Below are 24,780 nucleotides of genomic sequence, written 5' to 3' on the forward strand. Positions count from 1 at the left end.
TCAGAGCGTCACGACGAAGAAGCAGGTGGGCAGGTTCACCACGACCCGCTCCCAGATCTCGGCGCGCAGTGCCACCCCGGGTTCGGCGAACGTGCCCGGCGGCGGTTCGGCGAACGCGATGGTGGACCGGCCGGCGTCGAACAGCAGCGCGCCGTGTCCGAAGTCCCCGACGATCGCGGTGCCCGGGTCGACCAGCCGGGTACGCACGATGAACACGCCGTTGTCCTCCACGTCCCGCATCAGCGAGCCGCTGCCCAGCAGGCGGTAGTAGTCGGCCGGGTTGATGATCAGCCCGTCGGCGGTGCTGCCCATCTGCTCGACCTCGTTGCACGCGGCCAGGACGGTGGACGCGAACGGTCCCGGGTCGGTGAGCCGGCCCAGGTCCGGCATGGTCAGCAGCCCGCCCTCGCCGCGCAGGATGGTGTGGTTCTCGGCCGTGGCCAGCCGCACCACCAGCCGGTAGTCGATGAACTGCGCGAAGCTGACCGGGTCCTCCCACAACGTGTCCGGCACCTGCACCCACGCGGTGGTGGTGAGCAGCGGCGGGATGGGGGAGCGGTGGAAGTGGTTGGCCGCCTCCCGGCGCAGGTCCGCGCCGTCCACCGCCGGGTCGTCCGGGCGGGGCGGGCTCTCGTGCCAGTAGTAGTCCTGCGGATCCCGGGACAGGTCCACCACCTTGAGCATGTTCCGCGACGGGTAGCGGGGCTTGCGCCGGGAACTGGTGAGCGAGTCGGTGATCGTCACGTCGTAGTCGACGCTGGTGTCGAAGCCGTCCTTGGCGAACGCCTCGACGAACGCCGCGCCGGGCGACATCTGCGTCTTCCGCTCGGCGACCACCTCGGCGATCGTCCGCTTCACGGTGTCGGTGCGCTGCGACATCTGCTGTCCCTCCCTCAGGCCGGCTTGCGGGCGACGAACATGCCCCAGCCGAACTCGCCCCTGTCGATCGCCGCCTGGATCTCGTCGCACGAGTCGGCGAAGCCGAGGATCCAGGTCCGCGCCGCCTCGTCCGCCGTCGTCTCCGCGCGCTCCCGGGCGGTACGGCCCAGCACCCGGTACGTCTGCCTGATGTGCGCGTCGAGACTGCGCGCGACCACGTCCACGAACCCGGCCTCGGTCAGCGCCCGGCGGTAGCCGTCGAGCGAGTAGCCGTCGTTCCAGCGCACCCGGTCGTAGACGTGCCGGCGGGCCGCCTCGCCGATCCGTTCGGTGGGCTGGAGGAAGTCGGACACCGCGAGCACCCCGCCGGGGGCGAGCACCCGGAACATCTCGGCGTGGCTGCGCGGCTTGTCCGGCACCAGGAACAGCGCGTCCTGGCTGACCACGTGAGTGAACGTGCCGTCGTCGTACGGCAGGGCGGTGGCCGAGCCGTGCCGGAACGACACCGGAAGCGAGGCGCCCCGCTCGGCGCGCCGCTGCTCGGCGAAGCGCACCCGCTCGATGCTCAGGTCCAGCCCCTCGCCCCGGCATCCGGTACGGGCGGCCAGGCGCAGCAGGAAGTTGCCGCAGCCGCAGCCCACGTCGAGCACGTTCGACGACGCGTCGATCCCGGCGTCCGCGGCCAGGATGTCGGAGGTCCGGTCGGCCGCCGCGTGGTAGTCGGTGTCGTCCTCCCCGGCGAAGTAGCCGGTGTGCAGCACGCCCTCGCTGTCCCAGAAGCTGAGGTAGGTCTGCGTGGTCTGGTCGAAGAACTCGGAGACGTCCCGCTCGGTGAACCGGCTGGTCGTGGACATGGGCACTCCCTTGTGCGGCGATCGGTGGGTCAGGCGTAGGTGTCCTTGCGGACGCCGGTGAGGTGGGGCAGGTCGGGGCCGGTGGCGGCGGCGCCGCCGTCGATCAGGTGCACCCCGGCGGTCACGTACGACGCGCATTCGCCGGCCAGGAACGCGGCCACCGCGGCGACCTCCTCGGGCCGGGCCAGCCGCCCGACGGCGCTGTGGTGGCCCATCGCGGCCAGCCGCGCCTCGACGTCGCCGTCCGCGCCGGCGAGCCGGGCCGCGGCGCGTTCCATCGGCGGCGTCCGCACCCCGCCGGGCGCGAGCACGTTCACGGTGATGCCGTCGCGGCCCACGTCGACGGCGAGGCCCTGGGCGAAGCGGACCAGCGCCGCCCGGGTCACCCCGGACAGCACGAGCGGGCCGATCGGCACGCAGGCGGTCTCGGAGGCCACCAGCAGCAGCCGGCCCCAGCCCGCGGCACGCATGTGCGGCAGCGCGGCCATCGACACCGCTACCGCCGGCAGCAGCACCCGGTCCACAGCCGCCCGGTAGTCGTCCGTGCCGAACCCGGTGGCGGTGCCCACAGGCGGGCTGCCGCCGCTGACCAGCAGCACGTCCACCCCGCCCAGCTCCTCGGCGACCCGGTCCACCCAGCGGGCGGCGGCGCCGGTGTCGGTGAGGTCCACGCCGGTCGCGCTGACCCGGCCGGACGCCACCGCCGTCAGCTCCCGTTCGGCGGCGGCCAGCCGCTGCGGGTCACGCCCGCAGACCGCCACGTGCGCGCCCTCCGCGGCGAACTCCCTCGCGCAGGCCAGCCCGATGCCGCTGGTGCCGCCGGCGACGAGCGCCACCCGGCCCTTGAGCCCCAGATCCACGTCCTCACCTCTCCGTCTCGCCGACGCGGGCCGCCGCGCCGGGGTACGCCGGGTCGCCGTCCGGCCCGCCGGACCGGTAGCCGTACCGGGTGGACAGCGGCCAGGCCAGCGCCGCCACCGCGAGCCGCTGCCGGCCGGTGAGCGTGCGCCGCCACCCGTCGTCGCGGTCCCGGATGACGGTCGGCCCGGTCCGGAACCGGTCCGGGTTGCCGGTGACCGTGTGGTTGCCGCGCAGCTCGACGCTCCGGTCCCGTACCGGGTTGGCCGCCGGGTCCACGCCGACCAGCCGCAGCAGCGCGCCGATCGTCCCGGCCGGGTCGGCGGTGAAGTCCTCGTAGCGCAGGAGCGCCGACCGGTCCGGGTACCGCCTGTTGATCGCCGCCGACGCGAGGTTGAACCCGTGCCAGTACGCGGTGCTGCGCGCCGCCGACATCGCGTAGACGTACTCCTTCGGCTCCCGCCACGAGTGCGCCACCGCACGCGGGTCGCGCACCAGGTGCAGCCAGTACGCCTCGACGCCCGGCACGTGCGGCAGCAACGCCGACTCGCCGGGGATCTTGGTGCTGTCCACGATGACCCGGGCACCGGTGCGCGCGGCCACCTCCCGGTAGACCGCGCCGAGCAGGTCCGCGTGCGCCCGGGTGTCCGCGTCGTACGCGCCCCGGCGCAGCACCCGCCACGTGTGCCGGGTCCGCAGCCGGGCCCGTTGCCGCCGGATCACCTCGGCGGCGTGCGCGTCCGCCGGCATCCCGGCCGGGCGGCCCAGCGGCAGCACCGCCGACCACAGCGGACACGCGGTCAGCGCGGCGCCGCAGCCGCACCTGTCGTTCACCCCGCGCCCGGTCGAGTTCTTCCACAGGAAGTGCAGCTCACCGACGTGCACCACACCGGGCGCCTCGCCGAGGACGTTGCCGATGATGGTGCTGCCGTTGCGGCACCAGCCGTTGACGCTCAGGACGGTCACCGGTGCGCTCATGCCGCGCGTACCTCCACCGCCTGGGCGGGCGCGGGCGCCGGCCGGCCGATGCGCAACGCCATCGCGGCGGCGACGGCCGCGCCGGCCGCACCCGCGACGAACACCGCCGGATAGCCGAGACCGGCCGCGACCAGGCCGGTCGCCGGCCCCCACACCGCCAGGCCCAGATCCCAGAACGAGGTGTACGCCCCGATCGCCGCGCCCTGCCGCGCCGGGTCGGTGCGGTTCATCACCATCAGCGCCAGCGACGGGTGCAGCAGGGAGAACCCGACGCCCATCACCACGCTGCCGGCCACCGCCACCGGCAGGTTCGGCGCGACGGCGATGACCAGCAGCCCGACCGCCTCGCCGACGCCGCACCAGGCGGCCACCCGGCGCGGGCCGAGCCGGTCCGGCAGGTGCCCGATGACCAGGCGGGTGCCGGCGTACACGGCGCTGAAGCAGCTCAGCACCACCACGCCGTGGCCGATGCCCCGGGCGTCCAGGTGCAGCACGACGAACGCGGCAAGACCCGCGTACCCGGCGGCGCCGAAGGTGAGCGCGATGCCGGGCAGCAGCGCCGGGCGCAGCAGCAGCCCGGCGCCCTTGGCCGCGGGTGCGGTACGCGCCGGCGCGGGCACCAGCGCGACGAGCGCCGCGCCGACCGCCGGGGCGACCGCGCTGAGCAGCCACACCGCCGGATAGCCGGCCTGCTGCACTGTCGCGCCGAGGAACGTGCCGGCGGAGATGCCGCCCCACATGCTCACCCCGTACAGGCCGATGAGCTGGCCGCGCCGCTCGTGCGGGGCGAGCTGCACGATCCACACCGCACCGGCGGTGAACAGCGCCGCCTCACCGGCACCGAGCAGCAGCCGGACCGCGACCAGCGCGGGCACGCTCAGCGGGGCCAGGTAGAGCAGGCCGCCACCGGCCACCACGAGCGCCCCGGCCAGCATCACCGTCCGATGGCCGTGCCGGTCGGCGAGCGCGCCCGCGACCGGCCGGACCAGCAGCGCGGTCACCGCGGTCACCGTGACCACCACGCCGACTGTCAGGTCGCCGGCGTCGTGCCGTTCGCGCAGGAATCCGGGCAGCACCGGGATCACCGCTGTCAGTCCGAGGTAGCCGGTGAACAGTCCGCCGAGCAGCCCGGCGAGCGCGAGCCGAGGCAGGGGCCGGGCGGGGGCCTGCGCGCCGGTCACGACCCGACCAGGGCTGTCTCACGGGCGGCGGCCACCTTGCGGACCGCGCGGACCAGGTCGTCGCAGTCCCCGGGTGTGAGGTTGGACGACAGCGGCACGTCGACGGTCTCGGTCAGCAGCCGTGCGGTACGTGGCAGCGTCGCGCGGATCTCGCCGGGGTCGGCGCTGTCGTACAGGAACCGCCAGTTCCAGAACGCCCGGACGTTGAGGTCGTCGTCCGCGCCGATGTTGCGGGCGTCGATCCCCTCGGCCCGCAGCGCGCGGGCGAACCAGCCCGCGTCGCCGCCTGGTACGCGGAACACGAACGCCTCCCCGAGGTACGCCCCGGGCGCGACCGGCCGCCGGACCGCGATGCCGGGCAGCCCGGCCAGGGCGCCGCTGACGTGCGCGTAGTTGCGGTGGAACAGCGCCAGCCGCTGCGGCAGCCGGGTCAGCTCGGCGCGCAGCAGTGCCGCCCGGATCTCGTCCATCCGCAGGCTCAGCAGCGGCAGGTCCAGGCCGGTCAGCGGCGGCTCGCCGTCCGGGAAGTGCCGCCGCAGCCGCCCCTCGTACGCCCCGGACAGCGCCACCGCCCGCGCGAACAGCGTGCTGTCGTCGGTGATCAGGAAACCGCCCTCGCCGCAGTTGAGCGCCTTGTCGGACTGGGTGCTGAACGCCCCGGCGGCCCCGAACGTGCCGAGCTTGCGGCCGTTGAGTTCGGCGCCGAGCGCGGGCACCGCGTCCTCGATGAGCGGCACGCCCATCTCGGCGGCGAACGCGGACAGCGCCTCGACGTCGGCGGCGAAGCCGCGCATGTGCACGACCATGACGGCGCGGATCTCGGGGTGCCAGCGGCGGCGCAGGTCGTCGAGGTCCATCCGCAGGTCGTCGTCGACCTCGACCAGGAATGGCCGGCAACCGGCCAGGACAATGGCGCTGGGGGTGGCGACGAAAGTGAATCCGGGGCAGGCCACCAATGATCCCGGCGGCACTCCGGCGCCCATCAGGGCGAGCGCCAGTGCGGCGGTCCCGCTGGAAACGGCCAGCGCGTGCCGGGTGCCGAAATAGCGACACAGTTCGTCCTCGAACCGCCCGCATTCGGTTTCGTTCGGCGGCCGATGGTCGTATCGGAAGTAGAGGTGACTGCGGACGGCGCGAATAGCCGCGTCCTCGTCTTCGGTGTGCACGAACACGGCGCCCTTGTCGTACGTCGGCCAGGGCGTGCGCCGCACCGGCTGTCCGCCGTGCAGGGCGAGCTGTTCGGGCAGCTCAGAGCCGTTCTGCACCGGCCTCGGCGGGCTCGGTGCGGGAGCGTCGTTGTTCCCGTCCACCGGCGGACTCCTCGGGCGAGCGGCGACAATTCCTATTAGCTCGGTAGGATTGGCCGGGCGTGCGCCGGGCATGGTCGCCCGGCGGAATCGCAGTCCCGGCGCGATCCCGTCGAGGGGTAAGAAATGCCACCAGATCCGACATTCATGGTACGTCGATCCAGCGAGAGTAATGATTGTCGTCGATCCTGTACTCGTCAACAGATAGACGTGAATATGTTCGGCGCCGGGCCGTGCCGACAGTGGACTATGCGGAATTGTCGCTGCCGTCCCGCTGATCCGTCGGCGTGGCCCGGCGCCTCCGACCGCCGGACCCGGCGCCCGTCCCGTGGCCTCGATCCACTGCCCCAGGGGTCGCCCGGCACGTCGGGCGGCCCCTGGTCGCGCCGGGCCCGATGGCAGCCGGCCTGATCACACCGGGCCTGATCGCACCGGGCCTGGTCGTGCGGCGCCTGATTGCACCGCGCCCGATCGTGCGGGATCAGGCCGCGCCGAGGTCCGGCCGCCGTCGGGACTTGCCGTCACCGACAGTAGCCTCCGCAGCTCCCCGGCAGAACTCACCCCGCGCCCTTTGCTCTGCAGCCATCGGCGCATCGGTGACTCACGGCCACTGCCGCGTATGTGGCTGCAGAGCAAAGGGCGCGAAGGGGTGTGCGTCCAGCTCTCGGCTCGCCGCACATCGTCGCTGTTCAGGAGCATGCTGCGGACAATCCGACCCATTCGGCCCCGGCGACTGCCGTCACCCTCCGTGATTCACTGTCGAATCGGGCCGCGGTAACGGAAAGTTACGCGCAGGGGTGAGCGCGCGTCGTCGAGACCCGGCCTGACAAGGCCCGTCGATCAGGCGGCTCGCCAGTCGCGGACCAACGCGGACACAGTGGCGTACCGCTCCGCCGGATCGGACCGGGCGGCCCGGTCGGCGACCGCGCGTTCGGCGGCCGTGCCCCGCCAGCCGGACGGACCGTCGAGCAGGTGGTGCAGCGTACGACCGAGCGCATGGACCGTGGTGCGCTCGTCGATCGTCGCGCCCCGGGTCAGCTCCTCCGGCGACAGGTAGCGATGGGAGCCGGGCAGCCGGTCGGAGTCGAGCACGAACGGTCCCGGCCGGTACTCGTCCAGGTCGATCAGCCGCATCCGGCGGGCGTCGAAGTCGTAGAGGAAGCAACCGTCGTACAGGTCGATCGCCACGTACCCGGCCGCGTTCACGGCCAGGTGGGCGTCGAGGATGATGTCCAGCGCCGCGCGTACCTCAGCGACCGGCAGCCGCTGGAAGCGGTCCAGCCCGCTCCGGTCGCTGCGACCGCCGATGGTGGCGTGGTTGAGCACGACGCCGTCGCACCACGGGTACACCAGCGTCGGGCCGTCGGTGCCGTCGCGGACCAGCTCGGGCCGGACCACTGCCGGGTGCCGGACCGCGGCGTGCAGGCCCAACGCGCGGGTCAGCGACTCTCGCGGCGCGGGTGCCCCGGCCCGCTTCACGAACCAGCGCCGGCCCGCCGACTCCACGCCGTAGGAGACGCATCCGGAGTCCTGGTCGCCGAAGACCACGAACGCGGCGGCCGGGTCCAAATCCCACACGCGTCGAGGCTACGACGACCGCCGCGCCGGCGGTGGCCCTCCGGACCGCGCCGGGTCACCGCGGCGGGTCCACCACCTCGATCACGTCGGTGGGCGCGCGGCGCGGCGCCGGCGGCAGCTCCGCGTCCGGGCCCCAGCCGACGCGCACCACCAGGTACGGGTCGCCGATGCCGGCGAGCAGGTCGCGCATCATCCGGCGGGGCCAGGCCAGCTCCACGGCGTCGCTGAGCGGCGCGCTGGCCAGTCCCTCGGCGGTGGCGGTGAGCAGCAGCGCCGACAGCGCCTCGCCGCCGCGCAGCCAGGCGGCCGGCTCGTCGGACTCGCCGAACAGGATCAGGTACGCCGCGCCCCGGTCGAAGTCCGCGCCCGCGCTGAGCCCGGCCGCCCCGCCGGGGGCGTAGTCGCGCAGCGGCACCCGGCGCGGGGACGGCCGCACGGCGGTGGCGGCGGGCACCCCGTCGCCGCTGCCCTCCGGGCGGTGGGTCCAGCGGTGCAGCTCCTCCCGGTACGCGGGGTCGGCCAGCTCCGCGTCGGCGGCGCGACCGGTGGAGACGGCGAGCATCGGCATCTGGTCCGGCCGGACCACGTGCAGGTGCGCGCCCTCGGCCTCCACGGCGTCGCCGAGCCGGGCCAGCACCGCCTCCGGCACCGGCCGGTCCCCGTACGCCCGCCGGTCGGTGCGGCGGCGCGGAATGGCGTCGACCAGGCGGCCCGCCGGGACGTCCAGGTCGGCCGGGCCGGTGGTACGCACCCGGGCCAGCAGCGACGGGTCGCCCGGGTCGGGCAGCCGCTCCACGGTGACCGCCCAGCCGACCGCCGTCAGCGACACGCGCGCGTGGTGCAGGGCGGCGCCGCAGCTCAGCATGAGCAGCCGGCCGTCCGGGTCGGTGTGGGCGAGCTGCCGGTCCGCGTCGGCGCGCAACTCCAGCGCGTCGCCGGTGACCTGCCAGCGCCAGGGCTGGGTGTTGAACACCGACGGGGCGTGCAGGGACTGCCGGGCGGCCGCCTCCAGCACCCGTACCCTCGGGTCCTGCTCGATGCGGGTCGATGAGCTGTTCATGGCGGCCCTCCTGGTTGCTCGTCCCCTTCCGACCCTGCCCGCCACCGTCGCGGGCGGACAGGGCCGGAGGTCCCGGCCGCACCGGGCCGTGCGCCCCGGCGCGGCGTCAGGCCTCCTCCGGCTCCGGAGGTACGGCCAGAGCGATGGTCAGGTCGAGCACAGTGGCCGGGTCGTGCAGCCGGTCGCCGAACAGCTCCCGCAGCTTGCCCATCCGGTAGCGGACGGTCTGCGGGTGCACGAACAGGTCGGCCGCCACGTCGTCGCGGCGTCCCTGGTGCAGCAGCCACGACCGCAGCGTCTCGGCCAGCCGGTGCGCGGTGGCCGGGGGCAGCGCGGCCAGCGGCGCGAGCGCCTGCGCGCGCAGGTCGGCCAGGGCTTCCGGATCCATGCTGAGCAGCAGCGTCGCCAGGTGACGCTCGGTGTCGACCGGCCCGGCGTCCGCCTCGCCGAGGCCGAGCGCGAGCGCCCGGGTGGCCCGCTGGTACGACGCGGCGACCCGGTGCCAGGGCCGGGCCGGGCCGAGCACCGCCCGGTGCCCGTGCAGCAGCCGGGTGAGCTGGCGGCGCCGGCCGCCGTGCATGTCCGGCACCAGCAGTACGGCCAGCTCCTCGACCGGGTTCATGCCGGGCAGGTCCTCGCCGCTCTCCAGCGTGTACGGGCTGAGCAGCGCCAGCACCGCGCGCAGGTGCCGGCGCGGCAGCAGCACCACTGTGAGGGTCTGCGGCGGCGGCCAGTCGGCGCGCTCCGCGCTGCGCCGCAACGACTCCTCCGGCTCGCCCGCCAGCAGTTGCTGGGTGAGCCGTTCCAGGCTGCGGCGGCGCATCCGGCCGGCACTGGCCAGTTCGTCGGCGTGCCCGGCCACGCTCGCCGCGGACAGCTCGTCGATGTAGGCGAACATCAGCTCGGCGAACTCGGCCACCGTCTCGGCGGCCAGCCCGCTGCGTACCGTCGTGGTCGACACCTCGCGCCAGGCCACCCGGGCACCCACCCGGTACGCGGCCAGCAGCGCGTCCATGCTGCGCCCCGAGCGGGCCTCGCCGCTGCCCAGCGCGTACGCCGCCTCCAGCGCCGGGGCCAGGGGAGTGCTCGGGTCGAACGCCTGGGTACCCTCGATGAGCTGGAGGAACGTGCCGAGTGCGATGCGTACGGCGTTTTCGATCTTCGCCCGCATGGCACCGGTGAGCGCGCCGGAGTAGTCCGGCACCTCAGCGGTGATCGCGGAGACCGTCCGCTCGGCGACCATCGGCAGCCGGGCGCGCAGCGTCTCCGCCACCCCGGCGTCGAGGTTGAGGTGCGCGGCGCGCTGCCCCGTGCCGGCCTCCGACGTCATGTTTGTTCCCTCCGAACAAAAACCTGCGACCGTTTCACCTTTGCCGGTCAAGATGTTATGCGATCGGGCGGTCACGCTGGTCATATGACCACAACTGCCTCCCGCCGCCCTCAGAAGGTCACCTTCCGGGACAGGCTGCTGCGGCTGGCCGGAACGGTCACCACGCCGGTGCTGCCGGACGACTATCTCGACCTGATCGCGCCGCTGCGCGCGGGCGCCCCGCTGCGCGGCAAGATCGTCGCGGTACGCCCGGAGACCCGGGACGCGGCCACGCTGGTGATCCAACCCGGCCGCGCCTGGCAGGGCCACACGCCCGGGCAGTACATCCGCCTCGGCGTGGACGTCGACGGGGTGCGTCAGTGGCGCGCCTACTCGCTCACCTCGCCGCCGGACGCCACAGACGGCCGGATCTCCGTCACCGTGAAGGCCATCCCGGACGGCAAGGTCAGCAACCATCTCGTACGCCGGCTGCGGCCCGGCACGATCGTGCACCTCGACCAGGCCCAGGGCGAGTTCGTGCTGCCCGCCGCGACGCCCGAGCGCGTCCTGTTCCTCACCGCGGGCAGCGGCATCACCCCGGTCATGGGGATGCTGCGCTCCGGGCTGGCCGACCGGGCCGACGTGGTGCTCGTGCACTCGGCGCCGACCCGCGACGACGTCATCTTCGGTACGGAGCTGCGCGCCCTGGCCGACCGCGGCGCGCTGCGTCTGGTCGAGCGGCACACCGACACCGACGGCCTGCTCGACGTTGCCGAACTGGCCGGCCTGGTGCCCGACCACCTCGACCGGGAGGCGTGGGCGTGCGGGCCGATCGGCATGCTCGACGCGGTCGAGGGGTACTGGTCCTCGAACGGTCTCGTCGAGCGGTTGCACACCGAGCGGTTCCGCCCGACGGTGATCACGCCGGGCGAGGGAGGCACCGTGACCTTCACCGGGGCGGGCGTGACAGTCGAGGCCGACGGCGCCACCACACTGCTCGACGCGGGGGAGAACGCCGGAGTGCTGATGCCTTCCGGGTGCCGGATGGGCATCTGCTTCGGCTGCGTCGTACCGCTGCGCCAGGGAGCTGTCCGCGACCTGCGCAACGGCGACGTCACCACTGCCGTACCGGGGGACGGCGTGCTGGTCCAGACGTGCGTGTCGGCCGCCGCCGGTACCTGCGACATCGATATCTGACAGGAGCCACCCACGTGACCGTGATCCAGAAGAAGGCCGTCAACCCGATCGCCCACCTGAGCGCCGAGGACATCGAGATCATCGGCAAGGAACTGGACGCGATCCGGGACCGGGTCCTCGCCGACCGGGGGGAGCGGGACGCCCGCTACATCCGCAAGGTGGTCAAGACCCAGCGGACACTGGAGATGAGCAGCCGTGCGGTGCTGCTGTTCTCGCTGTTCCCGCCGGCCTGGATCGTCGGCACGGCCGGGCTCACGGTCGCCAAGATCCTGGAGAACATGGAGATCGGGCACAACGTCCTGCACGGCCAGTGGGACTGGATGCGTGACCCGAAGATCCACTCCACCACCTGGGAGTGGGACCACGTCTCCCCGGCCGACCAGTGGAAGCAGTCGCACAACGAGCTGCACCACAGGTACACCAACGTGGTCGGCAAGGACAACGACCTCGGGTACGGCATCATGCGCGTGGACGAGGACCAGCCCTGGCACCCGATGCACCTCGGGCAGCCGCTGTGGAACCTGCTCAACGCCGCGTTCTTCGAGTACGGCATCGCCGCGTACGACATGGAGCTGGGCGACCACCTCAAGCAGCGCAAGCTCAAGGACCCCAAGTTCCGGGCCAAGGCCAGGGCCGTCGGGCGCAAGATCCGCCGCCAGGTGCTCAAGGACTACGTGGTGCACCCGCTGCTGTCCGGGCCGTCGTTCCTGTCCACGCTCGCCGCCACGTTCACCGCGAACCTGCTGCGCAACGTGTGGAGCCACTCCGTGATCATGTGCGGGCACTTCCCCAACGGCGTGGAGACGTTCGAGAAGACCTCCATCGACGGCGAGACCCGCGGCGAGTGGTACCTGCGGCAGATGCTCGGCTCGGCCAACATCAGCGGCAGCCGGCTGCTGCACATCATGACCGGCAACCTGTCGTACCAGATCGAGCACCACCTCTTCCCCGACCTGCCCAGCAACCGCTACCAGGAGATCGCCCCGCAGGTGCGGGCGCTGTTCGACAGGTACGGCCTGCACTACACCACCGGCCCGCTGCCCAAGCAGGTCGCCTCCGCGTGGTGGAAGGTCATCCGCCTGTCGCTGCCCAACCGCAAGGACAGCCGGCAGCCGGTCGCCCCGGCAGCGCTGGCCTCCTCCGGTACGGCCTGACCAGCCCGTCCGGTGCACGGCCGGTGAACTTCCACCGGCCGGCACCTGACCGTCGGCTGCACAGTCGGCGTCACCGCAGCTCAGGGCCGGTTTCGCGGCCGTCGTGACGGTCCCGCATCCCCGTACACTCGCGCCCGTCCGGGCGTACGGGTGAAGGGGTGGATCGCCGATGGGGCGCGACGACACGATGCGGCTCGGCCGGCGCGTGGTCATGCTCGTCGACAACGCGGTCGAGGGTGACTCGCGGGTGCAGAAGGCGGCCCGCTCGGCCGCCGACGCGGGCTGGGACGTCACGCTGATCGGCTGCGCCCACGTCGACGCCGAACGCCGCTGGCGGCTCGGCGACGCCGAGGTGCGCGTCCTGCCGCTCGCCGCCGCGCGCGCCACTCCACCGTCCGCCGTCTCCGGCCCGCGCGGCGTGTCCGGGCTGCGGACGCGGCTGGTGGCCCGGGGCGGGTTGCCGTTGCGCGCGGCCCGGCTGGCACGCCGGCCGGTGGAGCACGCCCAGGTCCGCTACTGGCGGGCCCGGCTGCGCGACGGGGCCTGGCGGCGGCTGGAGCCGGGGCTCTGGGACTACGAACGGGTCGCCGGACCGGTCGTCGACGAGCTGCGGCCCGACCTGATCCACGCGCACGACTTCCGGATGCTCGGCGTGGCCGCCCGCGCCGTGGACCGCGCCCGCGCCGCCGGACGTGACACCAAGCTGGTCTGGGACGCGCACGAGTGGCTGCCCGGCGCCCGGCCCCGCCGCGACAACGCCCGCTGGCTGCCCGCGCATCTCGGGTACGTCCGCGAGTACGTCGGCGCCGCCGACGCGGTGGTCACCGTCTCCGACACGCTCGCCGACCTGCTGGTACGCGACCACGCCCTGCCCGAGCGCCCCACAGTGATCCTGAACGCCCCGGTCACCGCCACCCCCGAGCCGACTGCGCCCTCCGAGCCGACCGCCCCCGAGCCCGCAGACCTGCCCGCCTCCGACCTGCGGGAGCGCTGCGGTCTGCCCCCGGACACGCCGCTGCTCGTCTACAGCGGGGCGATGGCCGTCCAGCGCGGCGTGGACACGGTGGTCGAGGCGTTGCCGCTGCTGCCCGGCGTACACCTGGCCCTTGTCGTCGCCGACCCGGACGCGGCCTACGTCCGCCAGGTCGTCGCCCGCGCGGCCCGGCATCAGGTGGGCGACCGGGTGCACGTGCTGCCGTACGTGCCGCACCGGCAGCTCGTCGCGTTCCTCGCCACCGCCGACATCGGGCTGATCCCGCTGCACCACTGGCCCAACCACGAGATCGCGCTGATCACGAAGTTCTTCGAGTACGCGCACGCGCGGCTGCCGATCGTGGTCAGCGACGTACGGACCATGGCCGAGACGGTCCGCGCCACCGGGCAGGGCGAGGTGTTCCGCGCCCGCGACGCCGCCGACCTGGCCCGCGCGGTCCGGGCCGTGCTCGCTGACCCGGCCCGCTACCGCGCCGCCTACGAGGGGCCGGACTCGCCGCTGCCCGGGTGGACGTGGGAGGCGCAGGCCGAACGCCTGGACGCGCTCTACCGCTGCCTGCTCACCCCCACCCGCTGACGCCCGCCGCCTGCCCGAGTGGAACGCCATGGGTGTCTCCGGCCCGTTTTGACACCCATGGCGTTCCACCCTCGTCTCCAGGGGCCATGGTCAACTCCAGATCGGCGAAATGGCGGCATCCGAGGGCCGGTGACCCCGCCTTCTCGGGGGAGTTGCGTTGATCTTGCGCCGGCGCGGGGCACGGGGCGCGGGGCGCGGGGCACGGGGCGCACGGGGCACGCGGGCGCGCGGAAAAGGGTTGGGCGGGACGGTGCGGGGCGGGCTACCGTCGGAGTATGCAGAGCAGGCGCACCTTTACCGCCGCAGCCGCGCGAGCTTCCCGCTCGCCGGTTGCCGCCGCCTGACCTGCCCCACACCCACGCCGGCGACCGGAAACGGTCCGCCTGCGTCGTCGTGTCGACGCCGTGAACGCGCGCGGCGGGCCGTCCGGTCACCCGTACCCGGAAGGCACCCGCCATGACACCCGACGAGATCACCCGGACGTTCCTCGACCACTACCAGCGGCACGACCATCGGCGTGCGCCGGAGAGTTCGCTCGTTCCGCCACCCGGCGACCCGGTGCTGTTCACCACGTCCGGCATGCACCCGCTCACGCCGTACCTGCTGGGGCGCCCGCACCCGGGCGGACGGCGACTGGCGAACGTGCAGCGGTGCCTGCGCACCACGGACCTGGACGAGGTGGGCGACAGCACCCACCTGACCGTGTTCCAGATGCTCGGCTCGTGGTCGCTCGGCGACTACGACATCGCGACCAGCCTGCGCTGGGGCTTCGAGCTGCTCACCGACGGGTTCGGCATCCCGGCGGGAGAACTGCACGCGACGGTGTTCGGCGGCGACGACCGGCTCGGCCCGGACGACACCGCGCGGGACACCTGGACCGGGCTCGGCGTCCCGGTGGAGGCGCTCGGCGAGGACAACTGGTGGTCCAACGGCCCGACCGGCCCCTGCGGACCGGACTCGGAGATCTTCGTGTGGACCGGCGACGGCCCGCCCACCGGCACACCGAGCACCGACACGCGCTGGGTGGAGGTGTGGAACCACGTGCAGATGCGCTACCACAGGCACCCCGACGGGCGGCTCACGCCGCTGCCGCACTCCAGCATCGACACCGGCATGGGCCTGGAACGGCTGGAGATGGTGCTGCGCGGCGACCGGTCCGTGTTCACCGGCGACGGGCTGCGGCCGTGGGTGGACGTCGTCCGCGACCGGTGGGACCTGCGCGGTGAGGACCTGCGCGTGGTTTCCGACCACCTGCGGTCCGCGGTGGTCGTGCTCGGTGACGGGGTACGCCCCGGCAACACCGGCCGCGGGTACGTGCTGCGGCGGCTGCTGCGCCGCGCGCTGACAGTGCTGTGGCGCGACGACCCGGCGCGCACCCTGGACGACCTGCCACCCCAGGTGTACGCGGACACGCTGCGTCGCTTTCGCCAGGTGCCCGATCCGAGCACGCGGCCGGTCGACGTCGGCTCGCTGCACACGACGCTGGTGGACGAGGAACGCCGCTTCCGCGGGCTGCTGCGACGCGGACGGCCGCTCGTCGACCGGGTACGGGCGCGCGGGCCGCTGACCGAACGCGACTACCACTGGCTGCACGACACCCACGGGCTGCCCCGCGACCTGGTCGACGGCCTGCTCGCCGAGGCGAGCTGAGCGGTGGCCGCCCGGCCGGGCCGGTGCCAGACTCGGAGGCGGACGCCACGCGAGGGAAGCGGACGCCGCCGCGAGGAGAGGGCTGCCGATGACCGAGGTACGGCTGGACGAGGAGACGGTGCCGCTGCTCGGCGCCGAGGTGCGCATCACCGACGCGGCCGGGCTGCTCGCCGCCGCCGTCGACGGGCCGGTGGACCTGCTGTCCGGCGGCGACTTCCCCGCCCCGGTGCGGGAGGTCCGCTGCACCGTGCGCGCCGACACCGCCGCCGAGCCGCCGGTGCACCGCTTCGAGGCGTACCTGCGGGTGGAGGCCGCACCGGCGGGCCTGATCGCCCTCGGGCTGGCCGGGCCGGTCGGCCTGCTGCTCGCCGAGCGGCTGGCCGCGCGCGGCGGCGACGGCCCGGCCGCCGCGGTGGGCCGGATCGCGGCGGAGGCCGGGCGGCGGATCTGGCCTCGCCCGGTCGCCACGCTCGTCGCGCCGCCGCGCGACCCGGCCGGCCGGGAGGTGCTGCGCGCCGCCGAGGAGGCAGGGCTGCGCCCCCGCGTCGACCAGGACAACGGCACGGTACGCATCCGCGCCGAAGTGCCCAGCGCCGACGTGGATCCGGCGCACCTGCGGGCGATGCTGGGCCTGCTGCTCCAGGCCGTACGCGAGTTGTCCGGCGACAGCGAGGAGCCGGCGGTGCTGCGCGGACGGACGTACCTCGTGGGGCGGCGACCGGTCACGGTGGCCGGGCCGCGCAGCGCGGCGGTGACCCTCGACCAGGTCGGCGGCCTGCCCGACGTGGTCGCGCGGTTCCGCGAGGTAGCGGTGTCGTTCCGGCACCCGCAGGCGATGGCCCGCTGGGGCGCGCGCAGGCCGCAGGGCATCCTGATGTACGGCCCGCCGGGCACCGGCAAGACGATGCTGGCCCGCGCGCTGGCGAACGAGGTCGGCGCGGACTTCGTGGAGATCCGTACCCCGGAGATCCTGGACAAGTACCTCGGCGGCTCGGAACGCAACATCAAGCGCATCTTCCGGGAGGCGCGCCGCTACCGGCGGCCCACCGTGATGCTGTTCGACGAGTTCGACTCGATCATCAGCTACGCCGGTGCCGGCGGCGACGCGGCCAGCCAGGCCGTCAACGCGGTCGCGGGCATCTTCAAGCAGGAGATGAACACGCTGTTCGAGGAGAACCCCGACGTCATCGTGGTCGCCACCACCAACTTCCCGCAGCGCGTGGACGCGTCGCTGATCCGCTCCGGCCGCTTCGACCTGAAGATCGCCATTCCCGCGCCGGACGAGGCCGGGCGCGCGGAGATCCTCACCAAGATGGTCCGCGAGCTGATCGACCGGCACGAGCGGCCGGGATTCCGGATGTTCGCCGACGACCTCGACCCGGCCGCGCTCGCCGCCGACACAGCGGGGCTGACCGGCGCGGACCTCCGCGAGGCGCTGCGCCGGGTGCAACTCGCCAAGGCGCTCCGGGAGGCGGCGGAGGGTGCGCCACCGGCTCCGATCGGTCAGGATGACCTGCGGGAGGCCGTCGCCGGGTTGCGCCGCGGCTGACCGGAAGGAGTCCACGTTGTCCTCGTCCGATCTGCTGCTGTCCCGCCGCGACCTCGCGTTCCTGCTGCACGACTGGCTGGACGTGACCCGGCTGACCGAGCGGCCCCGCTACGCCGAGCACACCCGCGAGACCGTCGACGAGGTGCTGGACCTCGCCGCCCGGGTCGCCGCCGAACGGTTCGCCCCGCACAACCGGGCCGCCGACACCGGCGAACCCACGTTCGACGGGCAGCGCGTGCGGACCATCCCGCAGGTCAAGGCCGCCCTGGAGGCGTTCGCCGAGACCGGGCTGCTCGCCGCCACCATGGACGAGTCAGTCGGCGGCCTGCAACTGCCGCACACCGTGGCCGCCGCCGCCTTCGCCTGGTTCCAGGCCGCCAACGTGGGCACGTCGGCGTACCCGATGCTCACCCTCGGCAACGCCAACCTGCTGCTGGCCCACGGCAGCGCCGAGCAGATCGACACCTGGGTACGCCCGATGGTCGAGGGGCGCTTCTTCGGCACCATGTGCCTGTCCGAGCCGCAGGCCGGCAGCTCCCTGGCCGACCTCACCACGCGGGCCGAGCCGCAGGACGACGGCACGTACCGGATCGTCGGCACCAAGATGTGGATCTCCGGCGGCGACCACGAGCTGGCCGAGAACATCGTCCACCTGGTGCTGGCCCGCATCCCTGGCGCACCGCCCGGCGTGAAGGGCCTGTCGCTGTTCATCGTGCCGAAGGTGCTGCTCGACGACGACGGCAACCTCGGGCCGCGCAACGACGTGGTGCTGGTCGGGCTCAACCACAAGCTCGGCTACCGGGGCACCACCAACACGCTGCTGAACTTCGGCGAGGGCGTGCACCGGCCGTACGGACGGGCCGGGGCGGTCGGCTACCTGGTGGGGCAGCCGCACCAGGGGCTCGCGGTGATGTTCCACATGATGAACGAGGCGCGCATCGGCATCGGGGCCGGCGCCACAGCGCTCGGCTACACCGCGTACCTGAAGTCCGTCGCGTACGCCCGCCAGCGCCCGCAGGGACGGCCGGTCGCCGACAAGGACCCCACCACGCCGCAGGTGCCGATCGTGGCCCACAGCGACGTACGCCGGATGCTGCTGGCGCAGAAGAGCTACGTGGAGGGCGCGCTCGCGCTGGTGCTCTACTGCGGACGGCTGCTCGACGAGCAGAAGACCGCACCCGCCGAGGCCGACCGCGAACGGGCACAGCTGTTGCTGGACCTGCTCACCCCGATCACCAAGAGCTGGCCGGCGCAGTGGTGCCTTGTCGCCAACGACCTGGCCATCCAGGTGCACGGCGGGTACGGCTACACCCGCGACTACGACGTCGAGCAGCACTGGCGGGACAACCGGCTCAACGCCATCCACGAGGGCACCCACGGCATCCAGGCGCTGGACCTGCTCGGCCGCAAGGTCACCATGCGCGACGGGGCAGCGCTGGAACTGCTGCTGGAGACGATCCGCGGCACCGTCACCCGGGCGTGGAAGGCCGAGGGGTTCGCCTCGGAGCTGGCTGGTCAGCTCGGCGCGGCGGTGGACCGGATCGCCGTGGTGACACGGCGGTTGTGGGCCCCTGGTGATCCGGAACTGGCGCTGGCGAACGCCTCGGTGTACCTGGAGGCGGTCGGGCACGTGGTGATCGCGTGGATGTGGCTGGAGCAGGTGCTCGCGGTGGAGGCGCTGGGGTCGCCGGATGGAGCCGAGGGGGAGTTCCTGGCGGGGAAGAGGCAGGCGGCGCGGTACTTCTACCGGTGGGAGTTGCCGAAGGTGGGGGCGCAGTTCGACCTGCTGGAAGGGCTGGACCGGACGACGCTGGACATGCGCGAGAGTTGGTTCTGAGGCAGGTACACGACGCCGACGTGTCAGGTCACACTGGAGCGGATTCGTGTGTAAGAATGCGAGCGTGAACGATCCCTCTATTGCCACAGAGAGCAAATCCCACCAGCCGACCGTGTCGATCTATCAAAATGCCGAACACGTAGGCGGAATCCTTCAGCAGATATTCGGTGAGCCCCTTATTTCCAGTGAGAGTCGGGAAGTCGCGACTGGTCAGGCTCAAAATTCGGGGAGTGTTCGCAAGGGGCAGGCGTCGTTGAGCGCCAAGGCAACTGTGCCGATAGTTGGCGCTGTGGGGGCCAACCTGGGAGGTGATCGAACCGGCTCGAACTCCGATTCGTCCAGTGCTAGCCAAAAGTCGCAGCAAAACTTCGTTTACTCGCAAGCTTATTATCTATATGTAATCCGCAACTGGCTACGGGACGAGGGTAAACTTAAGCGCGTAGAAAGCGTAAAGGATGCGCTGGCCCTATTGCCCGGCCAATTTGTTGAGTATCAAGCGACATTCAAGGCGAATGAGCTGAATGCGATCCTGGATATCTTGACGCCTGACTTGGTTGCGGCAATCACTGATCATCAGGTGAAGAGTAGCGGTTTCAAGGTCTTTCCGCAATATGGGGACTTCGACTCGCTGCAGCGGTTCTCGTACGAGTTGATGGAGCGGTCGAAGGCTCACGCGGAGTTGGCGCGCGCCATCGCGGAGGCGGTCAGGGTCGACTTTCGTAGTCAGAAGACTCGGGAGTATTACGGAAAGATTGGCTTGGCGTCGTCTGCCGTAACTGCGGTGACGATTTGTGATACCCGGCATTTCGTTGTTGAAGACGAAGATCGCATCTTGGACGGTCTGTTTACCGTGCTGGGTAAAGTTACTTCTTCGGGTGAAGTTGATGTGCCGGTCCTGAAGCGCAATAAGGTGCTTGACCGGATTAAGCCCGAGGCGGTTGATTGGTTGTTCGATGTTGCCCGGCGTTCGGTCAGTGAGCAGGCCAACAAGCTTGATGGCTCCCAGTTGAGCGCGCTCGCGGATGCCGAGACTCCATCGGTAAGCGACGTTTTCGATGCTGCCTTCTCGTCGCGAATCGAGGGCACATCGTTCCGAGTTGTGCCGATAGCAATTTACATTTGAGTGATCTTTTGCTGGTTCGGGGGTGCCGTTCTGGTCCCCCCGGGGGTACCGTCGATTTTGGCGGCGTGATGCGCTCGCGTGACCCAGGTGGGGAGTGGATCGTGACTAATCCCGCAGCATTCGGAGCCCGACTTCGGGCGCACCGCGAGCGTGCTGGCAAGACGCGTCCGGTCCTCGGCGGCCTGGTGGGCCGCAGTGCCGAATGGGTCAAGGCTCTGGAGAACGGCCGTCTGCTCCCGCCCCGCCTTCCCATGCTCATCCGTCTGGCCGAGGTGCTCGACATCTCCGATCTGGCGGACTTGACCGGTGACCAGTCTCTGCCGGTGGCTTCGGTGACTCGTGCCGGTCACCCGGATGTCGACACGGTGGCTGCGGCGATGCAGCGGGCGGCTGCTCCGGCGGGCGATCTCAAGCAGAGCGATGTGCTGCGTGGGTTGGTCGACCAGGCGTGGTCTCTGTGGCATCGGTCCAGCGTCGAGCGTTCGGCTGTCGCGGCTGTCCTGCCAGGGCTCCTTGGCGACGCCCAGCGCAGCGCTCGACGGCTGGACGGGCAGGCACGCCGGTCGGCTCTGGTCGAGCTTGCTCGCGTCTACCACCTCGCGCAGCTGTACCTCGCCCACCAGCCTTACCCGGAACTGGTGTGGCTCGCCGCCGACCGGGCCATGCGGGCGGCCCAGGACGCCGACGACCCCGCGGCCATCGCTGTGGCCGCCTGGTACTACGCGCATGTTTACCGCAGCTCGAATCAGATCGACGTCGCGGAACACCTGCTCATCGATGCCGCAGCGATGGTCGATCCGGCTGCGGGGACGGAGCAGCTGGCGAGATGGGGACAGGCGCAGCTCGGCATCGCCCTCGGGCACAGCAAGGCCGGTCGTGCGGGGCAGGCATGGCGCGCGTGGGATGCCGCCGAGGAAGCGGCCGGCCGGCTCGGTGACAGGTACGCCCATCCGTGGTTGATGTTCGGTCCGGCGGCGTGCCTGGCCTACGGCGTCACGATCGAGACGGACCTGTGCCGCCCGGGTGAGGCGATCCGGCGTGCCGACACGGCGGACTACTCGATGCTGCCGTCACGAACCCGTCGCGCGGCAGCGCTGATCGACGCTGCCCGCGCGCACCTGCTCGATCGCGGCGAGGTGGCGGCTATCCATCTGCTCGGCCGCGCGCTGCGAGAAAGCGTCGATACAGTGCGGCACAACCCCTATGCCCGTACGGCAGCGCTGGAACTGTCGAATCGTCCTGGCACGGTCGGGGAGGACGCTCGTGAACTGGCGCTGGCGATCGGCATCCAGGGGTAGTCCTCCCTCGGGTACAAACCTTCCCCGTCGCCGCGCGTGACACTTCGTAGTGTCCAGGTCACTGGCGGCGGCGGATCTTTCGCCACCCGAATGTGCCCGGGTGAGCGTTCCGCGCCGCGTCCTGACCCTGGTCGAGGAGGCGGAATCGGTGTTGAGGTGGTACGGCCTGTACAAGTTGGTGCGCCTGCTGCGTAGACGTCCGGTACCACAGTCGGCTGTCGGGCTGCGATATCAGGAGCGTGAGCAACGGGCCGCGCAGCAGCGATTGCTCGACCAGGCGCAGCGGCTGCGTGAAGGGCGCTCGCCGAGGCACGCGGAGCTGGCGGAGTGAGGAATGCGGAACAGGCGATCCTGGCGGTGCACGTACGGGGTCTGGACGGGATGTGCGTGGGTTGCCGGCTGTGGTGGGCGCGGCTGACTCCGTACCCCTGCTGGCAGGTCGCGTGGGCGACCAGCCGGCAGGCGCGCGCGAGCGTCGCCCGCTTCCTGGGGGTGCGCGGGTGAGCACCCACGGGCCGGTGCTGCCGATCTGGACGTGCGGCGGGTGCGGTGCGCCGTGGCCGTGCGCGACGCGGCGGCGGGAGCTTCTTGCGGAGTACGAGGGTGCGCCGGTGTCGCTGGCGGTGTACCTGGGGGCGCAGTTGGTGCGGGCGACGGCGGATCTGAGCTGGGCGCCGGCCGGGACGTTGCACAGGCGGTTCCTGGGGTGGCTGCGGTGAGCGTGTTGCGGGCAGGGGACGAGAAGTTCCACTACAGCGACGGGTCGCATCGGTGGATGGCGCCGGATCCGGAGTACGACCAGGAGGTGTGGGAGGAGCAGGTCCGCCAGCACAAGCTGGGTCACCTCCGCAACGAGCACCCGAGGGTACGCATTCGGCGGATCATGTGATTCCGGCTGATCGGGCGGCGGATTGTCGGCTTGGTGCCGGACGCGATCAGTCGGACGTCAGGTTCCATCGTGCGGGCAGGGTGTCACCGCACAGGGCGCACGTGAAGTCGTCATCCCGCACGATGTTGCGCTCGCCGCAGCTGGGGCAACGACGGAAGATCACCTGGTCGGTGAAGCGACCAGGGTGCGGTACGCCGACTCGGTCAAGTGCCTCCGCCACAGCGGGCCAGCAGTCCGGATCGGGGCAGTAGCCGGTCGACTGGTTCGTGACCTCGCTGGCGCGCCAGCCGCCACCGGCCAGAGCAAACGCCATCTCACCTGCGGCGAGCACGTCCCGCCCACCAGCAAGGGCGATGTGTTCGCTTCGACGCGGCGCCAGTCTGAGCACGCCATCGAGATCAACGACGAACGTGACCGGTTCGACGAGGTCCCCAGGGTCACGCCCGGCCAGCCACTCGTCGAGCGAGGCGATCGAGTCCACGGTGACAGCGTCCACCGCGACCGCCCGGTCACGGAACTCCGCCGGCCCGACATAGGCGTACTGCCTCGTCTGTGCCACGGCGCGACGATATCGGACCTGGGACCGAACGCGGCTACTCCAATTCAGGCCTGCGGATGCGCCGAGTAGCACCGTGGGCTACGGCGTGTGCTAGGGCTGGGCCGGGCCGCTGCTGCCGTTGTACGAGTTCTTGGCGGCGACCACTGCGGCCTGGATGTGCTCGGGGTCGACGCCGTGGACGTTGAGCGGCGGGTGCAGACGCCTGACGAGTTCGGCCTCGATGATCGTCGGCTCGGGGTCCTCCGCCCAGGTCAGGCGCAGGTGCTCGTGCATCCACGCGGTCAGCCGCGTCTCGTCCTCGGGCACCAGGACGACGCGGTCGGTCCAGGTGGTGCGGTAGCCCTCGGACACGAGGAGGCCGGCCAGCGTACGGCGCAGGGTCGAGCTGCCCGAACGCCGCAGATGGTTGCGCAGGATCCGGCCCCGCAGGCTGGTCGCCCGGCCGAGATAGAGCATCCGCCGCGACGGGTCGCTGTCGTTCGGCGGCCCGGGGAGGTCCGGGAGGACCGAGGGAGCAGCCCACCAGGCGTAGACGCCGCTGCCACGGCTGAGCCGCTTGACGGCGACTTCGAGCGCGACCGGCACGCCGGAGAGCAACCGCAGGGCCTCGTCGACCCGGGCTTCGTCGGTCGGGACGTCGGCGGATCGCCGTTCGGGGATGGTCACCGGGACCATCCTAGGCGCTGGGCGGGTCGAGATCGGGTGGGGATCCTTCCCGCAAGACTCCTGGATGCCGGTAGGGCAATCAGCAGGCGACGTTCACGAACTGGGTTGGGCTCACTCGTCGTGGTAGTGGGGGTCGGCGGCTTCCTTGCGGGCCCAGTCGCGCATATCGCGGTAGTGCTCGGCGGTATGCCACGGTTCCTTGCGGACGAAGTCGCTGCCGATGGCGTCGTAGAGGGTGCAGGCCTGCTTGAAGTACCGGCCGTAGGTCAGCGCGAAGGCGAAATAGTTCCAGAGGATCGGTGTCAGGGTTGTGGTCTCGTAGTCGTCATGCCAGAACGACTGCTCGGCCGCGTCGTAGATCTCCGAGGCAACGTCCGGCCGTTGGTAGTACCGGTTTTCCCCGTTCTCGCCCTCCCAGCGGAAGTTGCGATGCACCTTCATGATCACTAAGGGGACGTTGGTAGCGGGGCGGGCCGCGGTTCGCTCCCGGGCGAAGCGGAACGCTGCGTCCCAGCTGCCGCCCCACTTGGGCAACAGGCAGTCGAGCATTTCCTCGTGCCCGAACAGATGTGACGGATCGATCTCGATAAGTCGATTGAATCGCCGCCAACGCTCCACGGCCGGTAGCTGGCGGTAGCGGCTCAGGGCGATCTTGTAGCGCCACGCGTCGGCCATTGCTGGATGGCGGTCCAGGGCCTGATCGAGCAGGTTTTCGGCGAGTTCGAGGCGCTGGAACCAGACGGGCCAGGCCTCCTTGGGTACGGTGTTGGCCCAGCCGTCGCCGCGGGCTTCGCCGGCCCAGGAGATCGCGCGGGCGCCGCCGATGAGTAGCGGCAGCGGATCATCCGGCTGGGCCCGTATTGGTCCGTCGATCCACTCCTCGACACCGGGGGTAGCGGCAGCCACCGCGACGTAGTACATGAAGTGCTCTTTGTCGGCCGCAGCGAGGATCCTGCGGGCCGCGTCCCACTCGCGATCCAGCAGCGCCTCGTTCAAGAGTTCTGACTCGTCGTCGAGGAAGCCGCCGAACGCGAACTCGCCGCCCGAGAGCTTCTGCTTTTTCTTGAAGAGCCGCACAGCGGTGCAGGGTAGTGGATCTCTCGCGCGTTGTGGATCATGCATTCGGCCGCTACCCGGCGGGACAAGGTTTTGCAGCAGCGCCCAGTGCCATCCGCTCATCCGCAGAGCCGTGAGCGCTGGCCCTGTCCCGAGGGCGATGCGAGGCTGAACGCGTGGCTTCCCGATCGATGTACGCGTGGCCAGCCCTGGGCTGCCCGTCGGCTT

24 protein-coding genes are annotated in these 24,780 nt (G+C 71.8%); 12 read left to right on the forward strand and 12 right to left on the reverse strand.

Features of this window, described 5'->3' with window-relative positions; genetic code table 11:
* From IF06_RS0103660 to IF06_RS0103700, 9 genes are all read right to left on the reverse strand, one after another.
* Entirely contained in the window at positions 1–879 is an 879-nt protein-coding gene (locus IF06_RS0103660; RefSeq protein ID WP_013285863.1) for a family 3 encapsulin nanocompartment shell protein, read from the reverse strand.
* 14 nt (positions 880–893) lie between these two features.
* On the reverse strand, positions 894–1,733 hold the full coding sequence (locus IF06_RS0103665) for a class I SAM-dependent methyltransferase (RefSeq protein WP_030268995.1): 840 nt from the start codon (positions 1,731–1,733) through the stop codon (positions 894–896).
* Positions 1,734–1,762: 29 nt separating this feature from the next.
* On the reverse strand, positions 1,763–2,593 hold the full coding sequence (locus IF06_RS0103670; protein ID WP_030268997.1) for an SDR family NAD(P)-dependent oxidoreductase: 831 nt from the start codon (positions 2,591–2,593) through the stop codon (positions 1,763–1,765).
* 4 nt (positions 2,594–2,597) lie between these two features.
* Positions 2,598–3,569, reverse strand: a complete 972-nt coding sequence (locus IF06_RS0103675) for a sulfotransferase (RefSeq protein ID WP_030268999.1) — start codon at positions 3,567–3,569, stop codon at positions 2,598–2,600.
* Complete coding sequence (locus tag IF06_RS0103680) at positions 3,566–4,750, reverse strand: MFS transporter (RefSeq protein WP_030269001.1); 1,185 nt, start codon at positions 4,748–4,750, stop codon at positions 3,566–3,568. Before IF06_RS0103680 ends, IF06_RS0103675 begins: the two co-directional genes overlap by 4 nt.
* Entirely contained in the window at positions 4,747–6,060 is a 1,314-nt protein-coding gene (locus IF06_RS0103685; RefSeq protein WP_030269003.1) for a DegT/DnrJ/EryC1/StrS family aminotransferase, read from the reverse strand. The genes IF06_RS0103680 and IF06_RS0103685 overlap by 4 nt, the downstream gene beginning before the upstream one ends.
* 837 nt (positions 6,061–6,897) lie before the next feature.
* Entirely contained in the window at positions 6,898–7,635 is a 738-nt protein-coding gene (locus IF06_RS0103690; protein ID WP_030269005.1) for a serine/threonine protein kinase, read from the reverse strand.
* A 55-nt stretch (positions 7,636–7,690) separates the two neighbouring features.
* Positions 7,691–8,695, reverse strand: a complete 1,005-nt coding sequence (locus IF06_RS0103695) for an Acg family FMN-binding oxidoreductase (RefSeq protein ID WP_030269006.1) — start codon at positions 8,693–8,695, stop codon at positions 7,691–7,693.
* A 106-nt stretch (positions 8,696–8,801) separates the two neighbouring features.
* Positions 8,802–10,025, reverse strand: a complete 1,224-nt coding sequence (locus IF06_RS0103700) for a PucR family transcriptional regulator (protein WP_030269007.1) — start codon at positions 10,023–10,025, stop codon at positions 8,802–8,804.
* 84 nt (positions 10,026–10,109) lie between these two features.
* On the opposite strand from IF06_RS0103700, the gene IF06_RS0103705 reads away from it, so the two are divergent.
* From IF06_RS0103705 to IF06_RS33845, 12 genes are all read left to right on the forward strand, one after another.
* Entirely contained in the window at positions 10,110–11,201 is a 1,092-nt protein-coding gene (locus IF06_RS0103705) for a ferredoxin reductase (RefSeq protein ID WP_030269008.1), read from the forward strand.
* A 14-nt stretch (positions 11,202–11,215) separates the two neighbouring features.
* Positions 11,216–12,355: a fatty acid desaturase family protein gene (locus tag IF06_RS0103710; protein ID WP_013285873.1), complete on the forward strand. Its 1,140-nt coding sequence runs from the start codon at positions 11,216–11,218 to the stop codon at positions 12,353–12,355.
* A 169-nt stretch (positions 12,356–12,524) separates the two neighbouring features.
* A complete protein-coding gene (locus IF06_RS0103715; protein WP_030269009.1) occupies positions 12,525–13,925 on the forward strand; it encodes a glycosyltransferase family 4 protein in 1,401 nt (466 codons plus the stop codon).
* A 456-nt stretch (positions 13,926–14,381) separates the two neighbouring features.
* The gene (locus IF06_RS0103720) at positions 14,382–15,575 is read left to right on the forward strand and encodes an alanine--tRNA ligase-related protein (protein WP_030269010.1); all 1,194 of its coding nucleotides are present in this window, start codon (positions 14,382–14,384) and stop codon (positions 15,573–15,575) included.
* Between the two features lie 88 nt (positions 15,576–15,663).
* Entirely contained in the window at positions 15,664–17,124 is a 1,461-nt protein-coding gene (locus tag IF06_RS0103725) for an ATP-binding protein (protein WP_030269012.1), read from the forward strand.
* Between the two features lie 16 nt (positions 17,125–17,140).
* Positions 17,141–18,961, forward strand: a complete 1,821-nt coding sequence (locus IF06_RS0103730; RefSeq protein ID WP_030269013.1) for an acyl-CoA dehydrogenase — start codon at positions 17,141–17,143, stop codon at positions 18,959–18,961.
* Between the two features lie 64 nt (positions 18,962–19,025).
* Complete coding sequence (locus tag IF06_RS33520) at positions 19,026–20,084, forward strand: DUF6414 family protein (RefSeq protein WP_145823429.1); 1,059 nt, start codon at positions 19,026–19,028, stop codon at positions 20,082–20,084.
* Between the two features lie 101 nt (positions 20,085–20,185).
* Positions 20,186–21,382 (forward strand): helix-turn-helix domain-containing protein, encoded by a 1,197-nt coding sequence (locus IF06_RS0103740; protein WP_232236613.1) that lies wholly within the window; start codon positions 20,186–20,188, stop codon positions 21,380–21,382.
* 100 nt (positions 21,383–21,482) lie between these two features.
* Complete coding sequence (locus IF06_RS0103745; protein ID WP_030269018.1) at positions 21,483–21,713, forward strand: hypothetical protein; 231 nt, start codon at positions 21,483–21,485, stop codon at positions 21,711–21,713.
* On the forward strand, positions 21,710–21,886 hold the full coding sequence (locus IF06_RS33840) for a hypothetical protein (RefSeq protein ID WP_170215103.1): 177 nt from the start codon (positions 21,710–21,712) through the stop codon (positions 21,884–21,886). The genes IF06_RS0103745 and IF06_RS33840 overlap by 4 nt, the downstream gene beginning before the upstream one ends.
* A complete protein-coding gene (locus tag IF06_RS0103755) occupies positions 21,883–22,101 on the forward strand; it encodes a hypothetical protein (RefSeq protein WP_030269020.1) in 219 nt (72 codons plus the stop codon). Before IF06_RS33840 ends, IF06_RS0103755 begins: the two co-directional genes overlap by 4 nt.
* Entirely contained in the window at positions 22,098–22,271 is a 174-nt protein-coding gene (locus IF06_RS33845) for a hypothetical protein (protein ID WP_186461637.1), read from the forward strand. Before IF06_RS0103755 ends, IF06_RS33845 begins: the two co-directional genes overlap by 4 nt.
* Before the next feature lie 46 nt (positions 22,272–22,317).
* Here the strand turns inward: IF06_RS33845 and IF06_RS0103765 are convergent, their stop codons facing one another.
* The 3 genes from IF06_RS0103765 to IF06_RS0103775 all read right to left on the reverse strand — a co-directional run bounded on the left by IF06_RS0103765 (position 22,318) and on the right by IF06_RS0103775 (position 24,573).
* Positions 22,318–22,830, reverse strand: coding sequence for a hypothetical protein (locus IF06_RS0103765; protein ID WP_030269022.1), 513 nt, complete (start codon positions 22,828–22,830; stop codon positions 22,318–22,320).
* 90 nt (positions 22,831–22,920) lie between these two features.
* Positions 22,921–23,505, reverse strand: a complete 585-nt coding sequence (locus IF06_RS0103770) for a GIY-YIG nuclease family protein (protein ID WP_030269023.1) — start codon at positions 23,503–23,505, stop codon at positions 22,921–22,923.
* A 102-nt stretch (positions 23,506–23,607) separates the two neighbouring features.
* Positions 23,608–24,573 carry a hypothetical protein gene (locus tag IF06_RS0103775; protein ID WP_030269025.1) on the reverse strand — a complete coding sequence of 322 codons (966 nt, stop codon included), beginning with the start codon at positions 24,571–24,573 and terminating at the stop codon, positions 23,608–23,610.
* Between the last annotated feature and the right edge of the window lie 207 nt (positions 24,574–24,780).

Source organism: Micromonospora globosa, assembly GCF_000717585.1.
Classification (GTDB): Bacteria; Actinomycetota; Actinomycetes; order Mycobacteriales; family Micromonosporaceae; genus Micromonospora; species Micromonospora aurantiaca.

Excerpts from the sequence above, each read along its gene's own strand:
- IF06_RS0103660 (WP_013285863.1), bottom strand. The coding sequence starts at position 879 with ATGTCGCAGCGCACCGACACCGTGAAGCGGACGATCGCCGAGGTGGTC.
- IF06_RS0103665 (WP_030268995.1), bottom strand. The coding sequence starts at position 1,733 with ATGTCCACGACCAGCCGGTTCACCGAGCGGGACGTCTCCGAGTTCTTC.
- IF06_RS0103675 (WP_030268999.1), bottom strand. The coding sequence starts at position 3,569 with ATGAGCGCACCGGTGACCGTCCTGAGCGTCAACGGCTGGTGCCGCAAC.
- IF06_RS0103695 (WP_030269006.1), bottom strand. The coding sequence starts at position 8,695 with ATGAACAGCTCATCGACCCGCATCGAGCAGGACCCGAGGGTACGGGTG.
- IF06_RS0103700 (WP_030269007.1), bottom strand. The coding sequence starts at position 10,025 with ATGACGTCGGAGGCCGGCACGGGGCAGCGCGCCGCGCACCTCAACCTC.
- IF06_RS0103705 (WP_030269008.1), top strand. The coding sequence starts at position 10,110 with ATGACCACAACTGCCTCCCGCCGCCCTCAGAAGGTCACCTTCCGGGAC.
- IF06_RS0103715 (WP_030269009.1), top strand. The coding sequence starts at position 12,525 with ATGGGGCGCGACGACACGATGCGGCTCGGCCGGCGCGTGGTCATGCTC.
- IF06_RS0103720 (WP_030269010.1), top strand. The coding sequence starts at position 14,382 with ATGACACCCGACGAGATCACCCGGACGTTCCTCGACCACTACCAGCGG.
- IF06_RS0103725 (WP_030269012.1), top strand. The coding sequence starts at position 15,664 with ATGACCGAGGTACGGCTGGACGAGGAGACGGTGCCGCTGCTCGGCGCC.
- IF06_RS0103770 (WP_030269023.1), bottom strand. The coding sequence starts at position 23,505 with ATGGTCCCGGTGACCATCCCCGAACGGCGATCCGCCGACGTCCCGACC.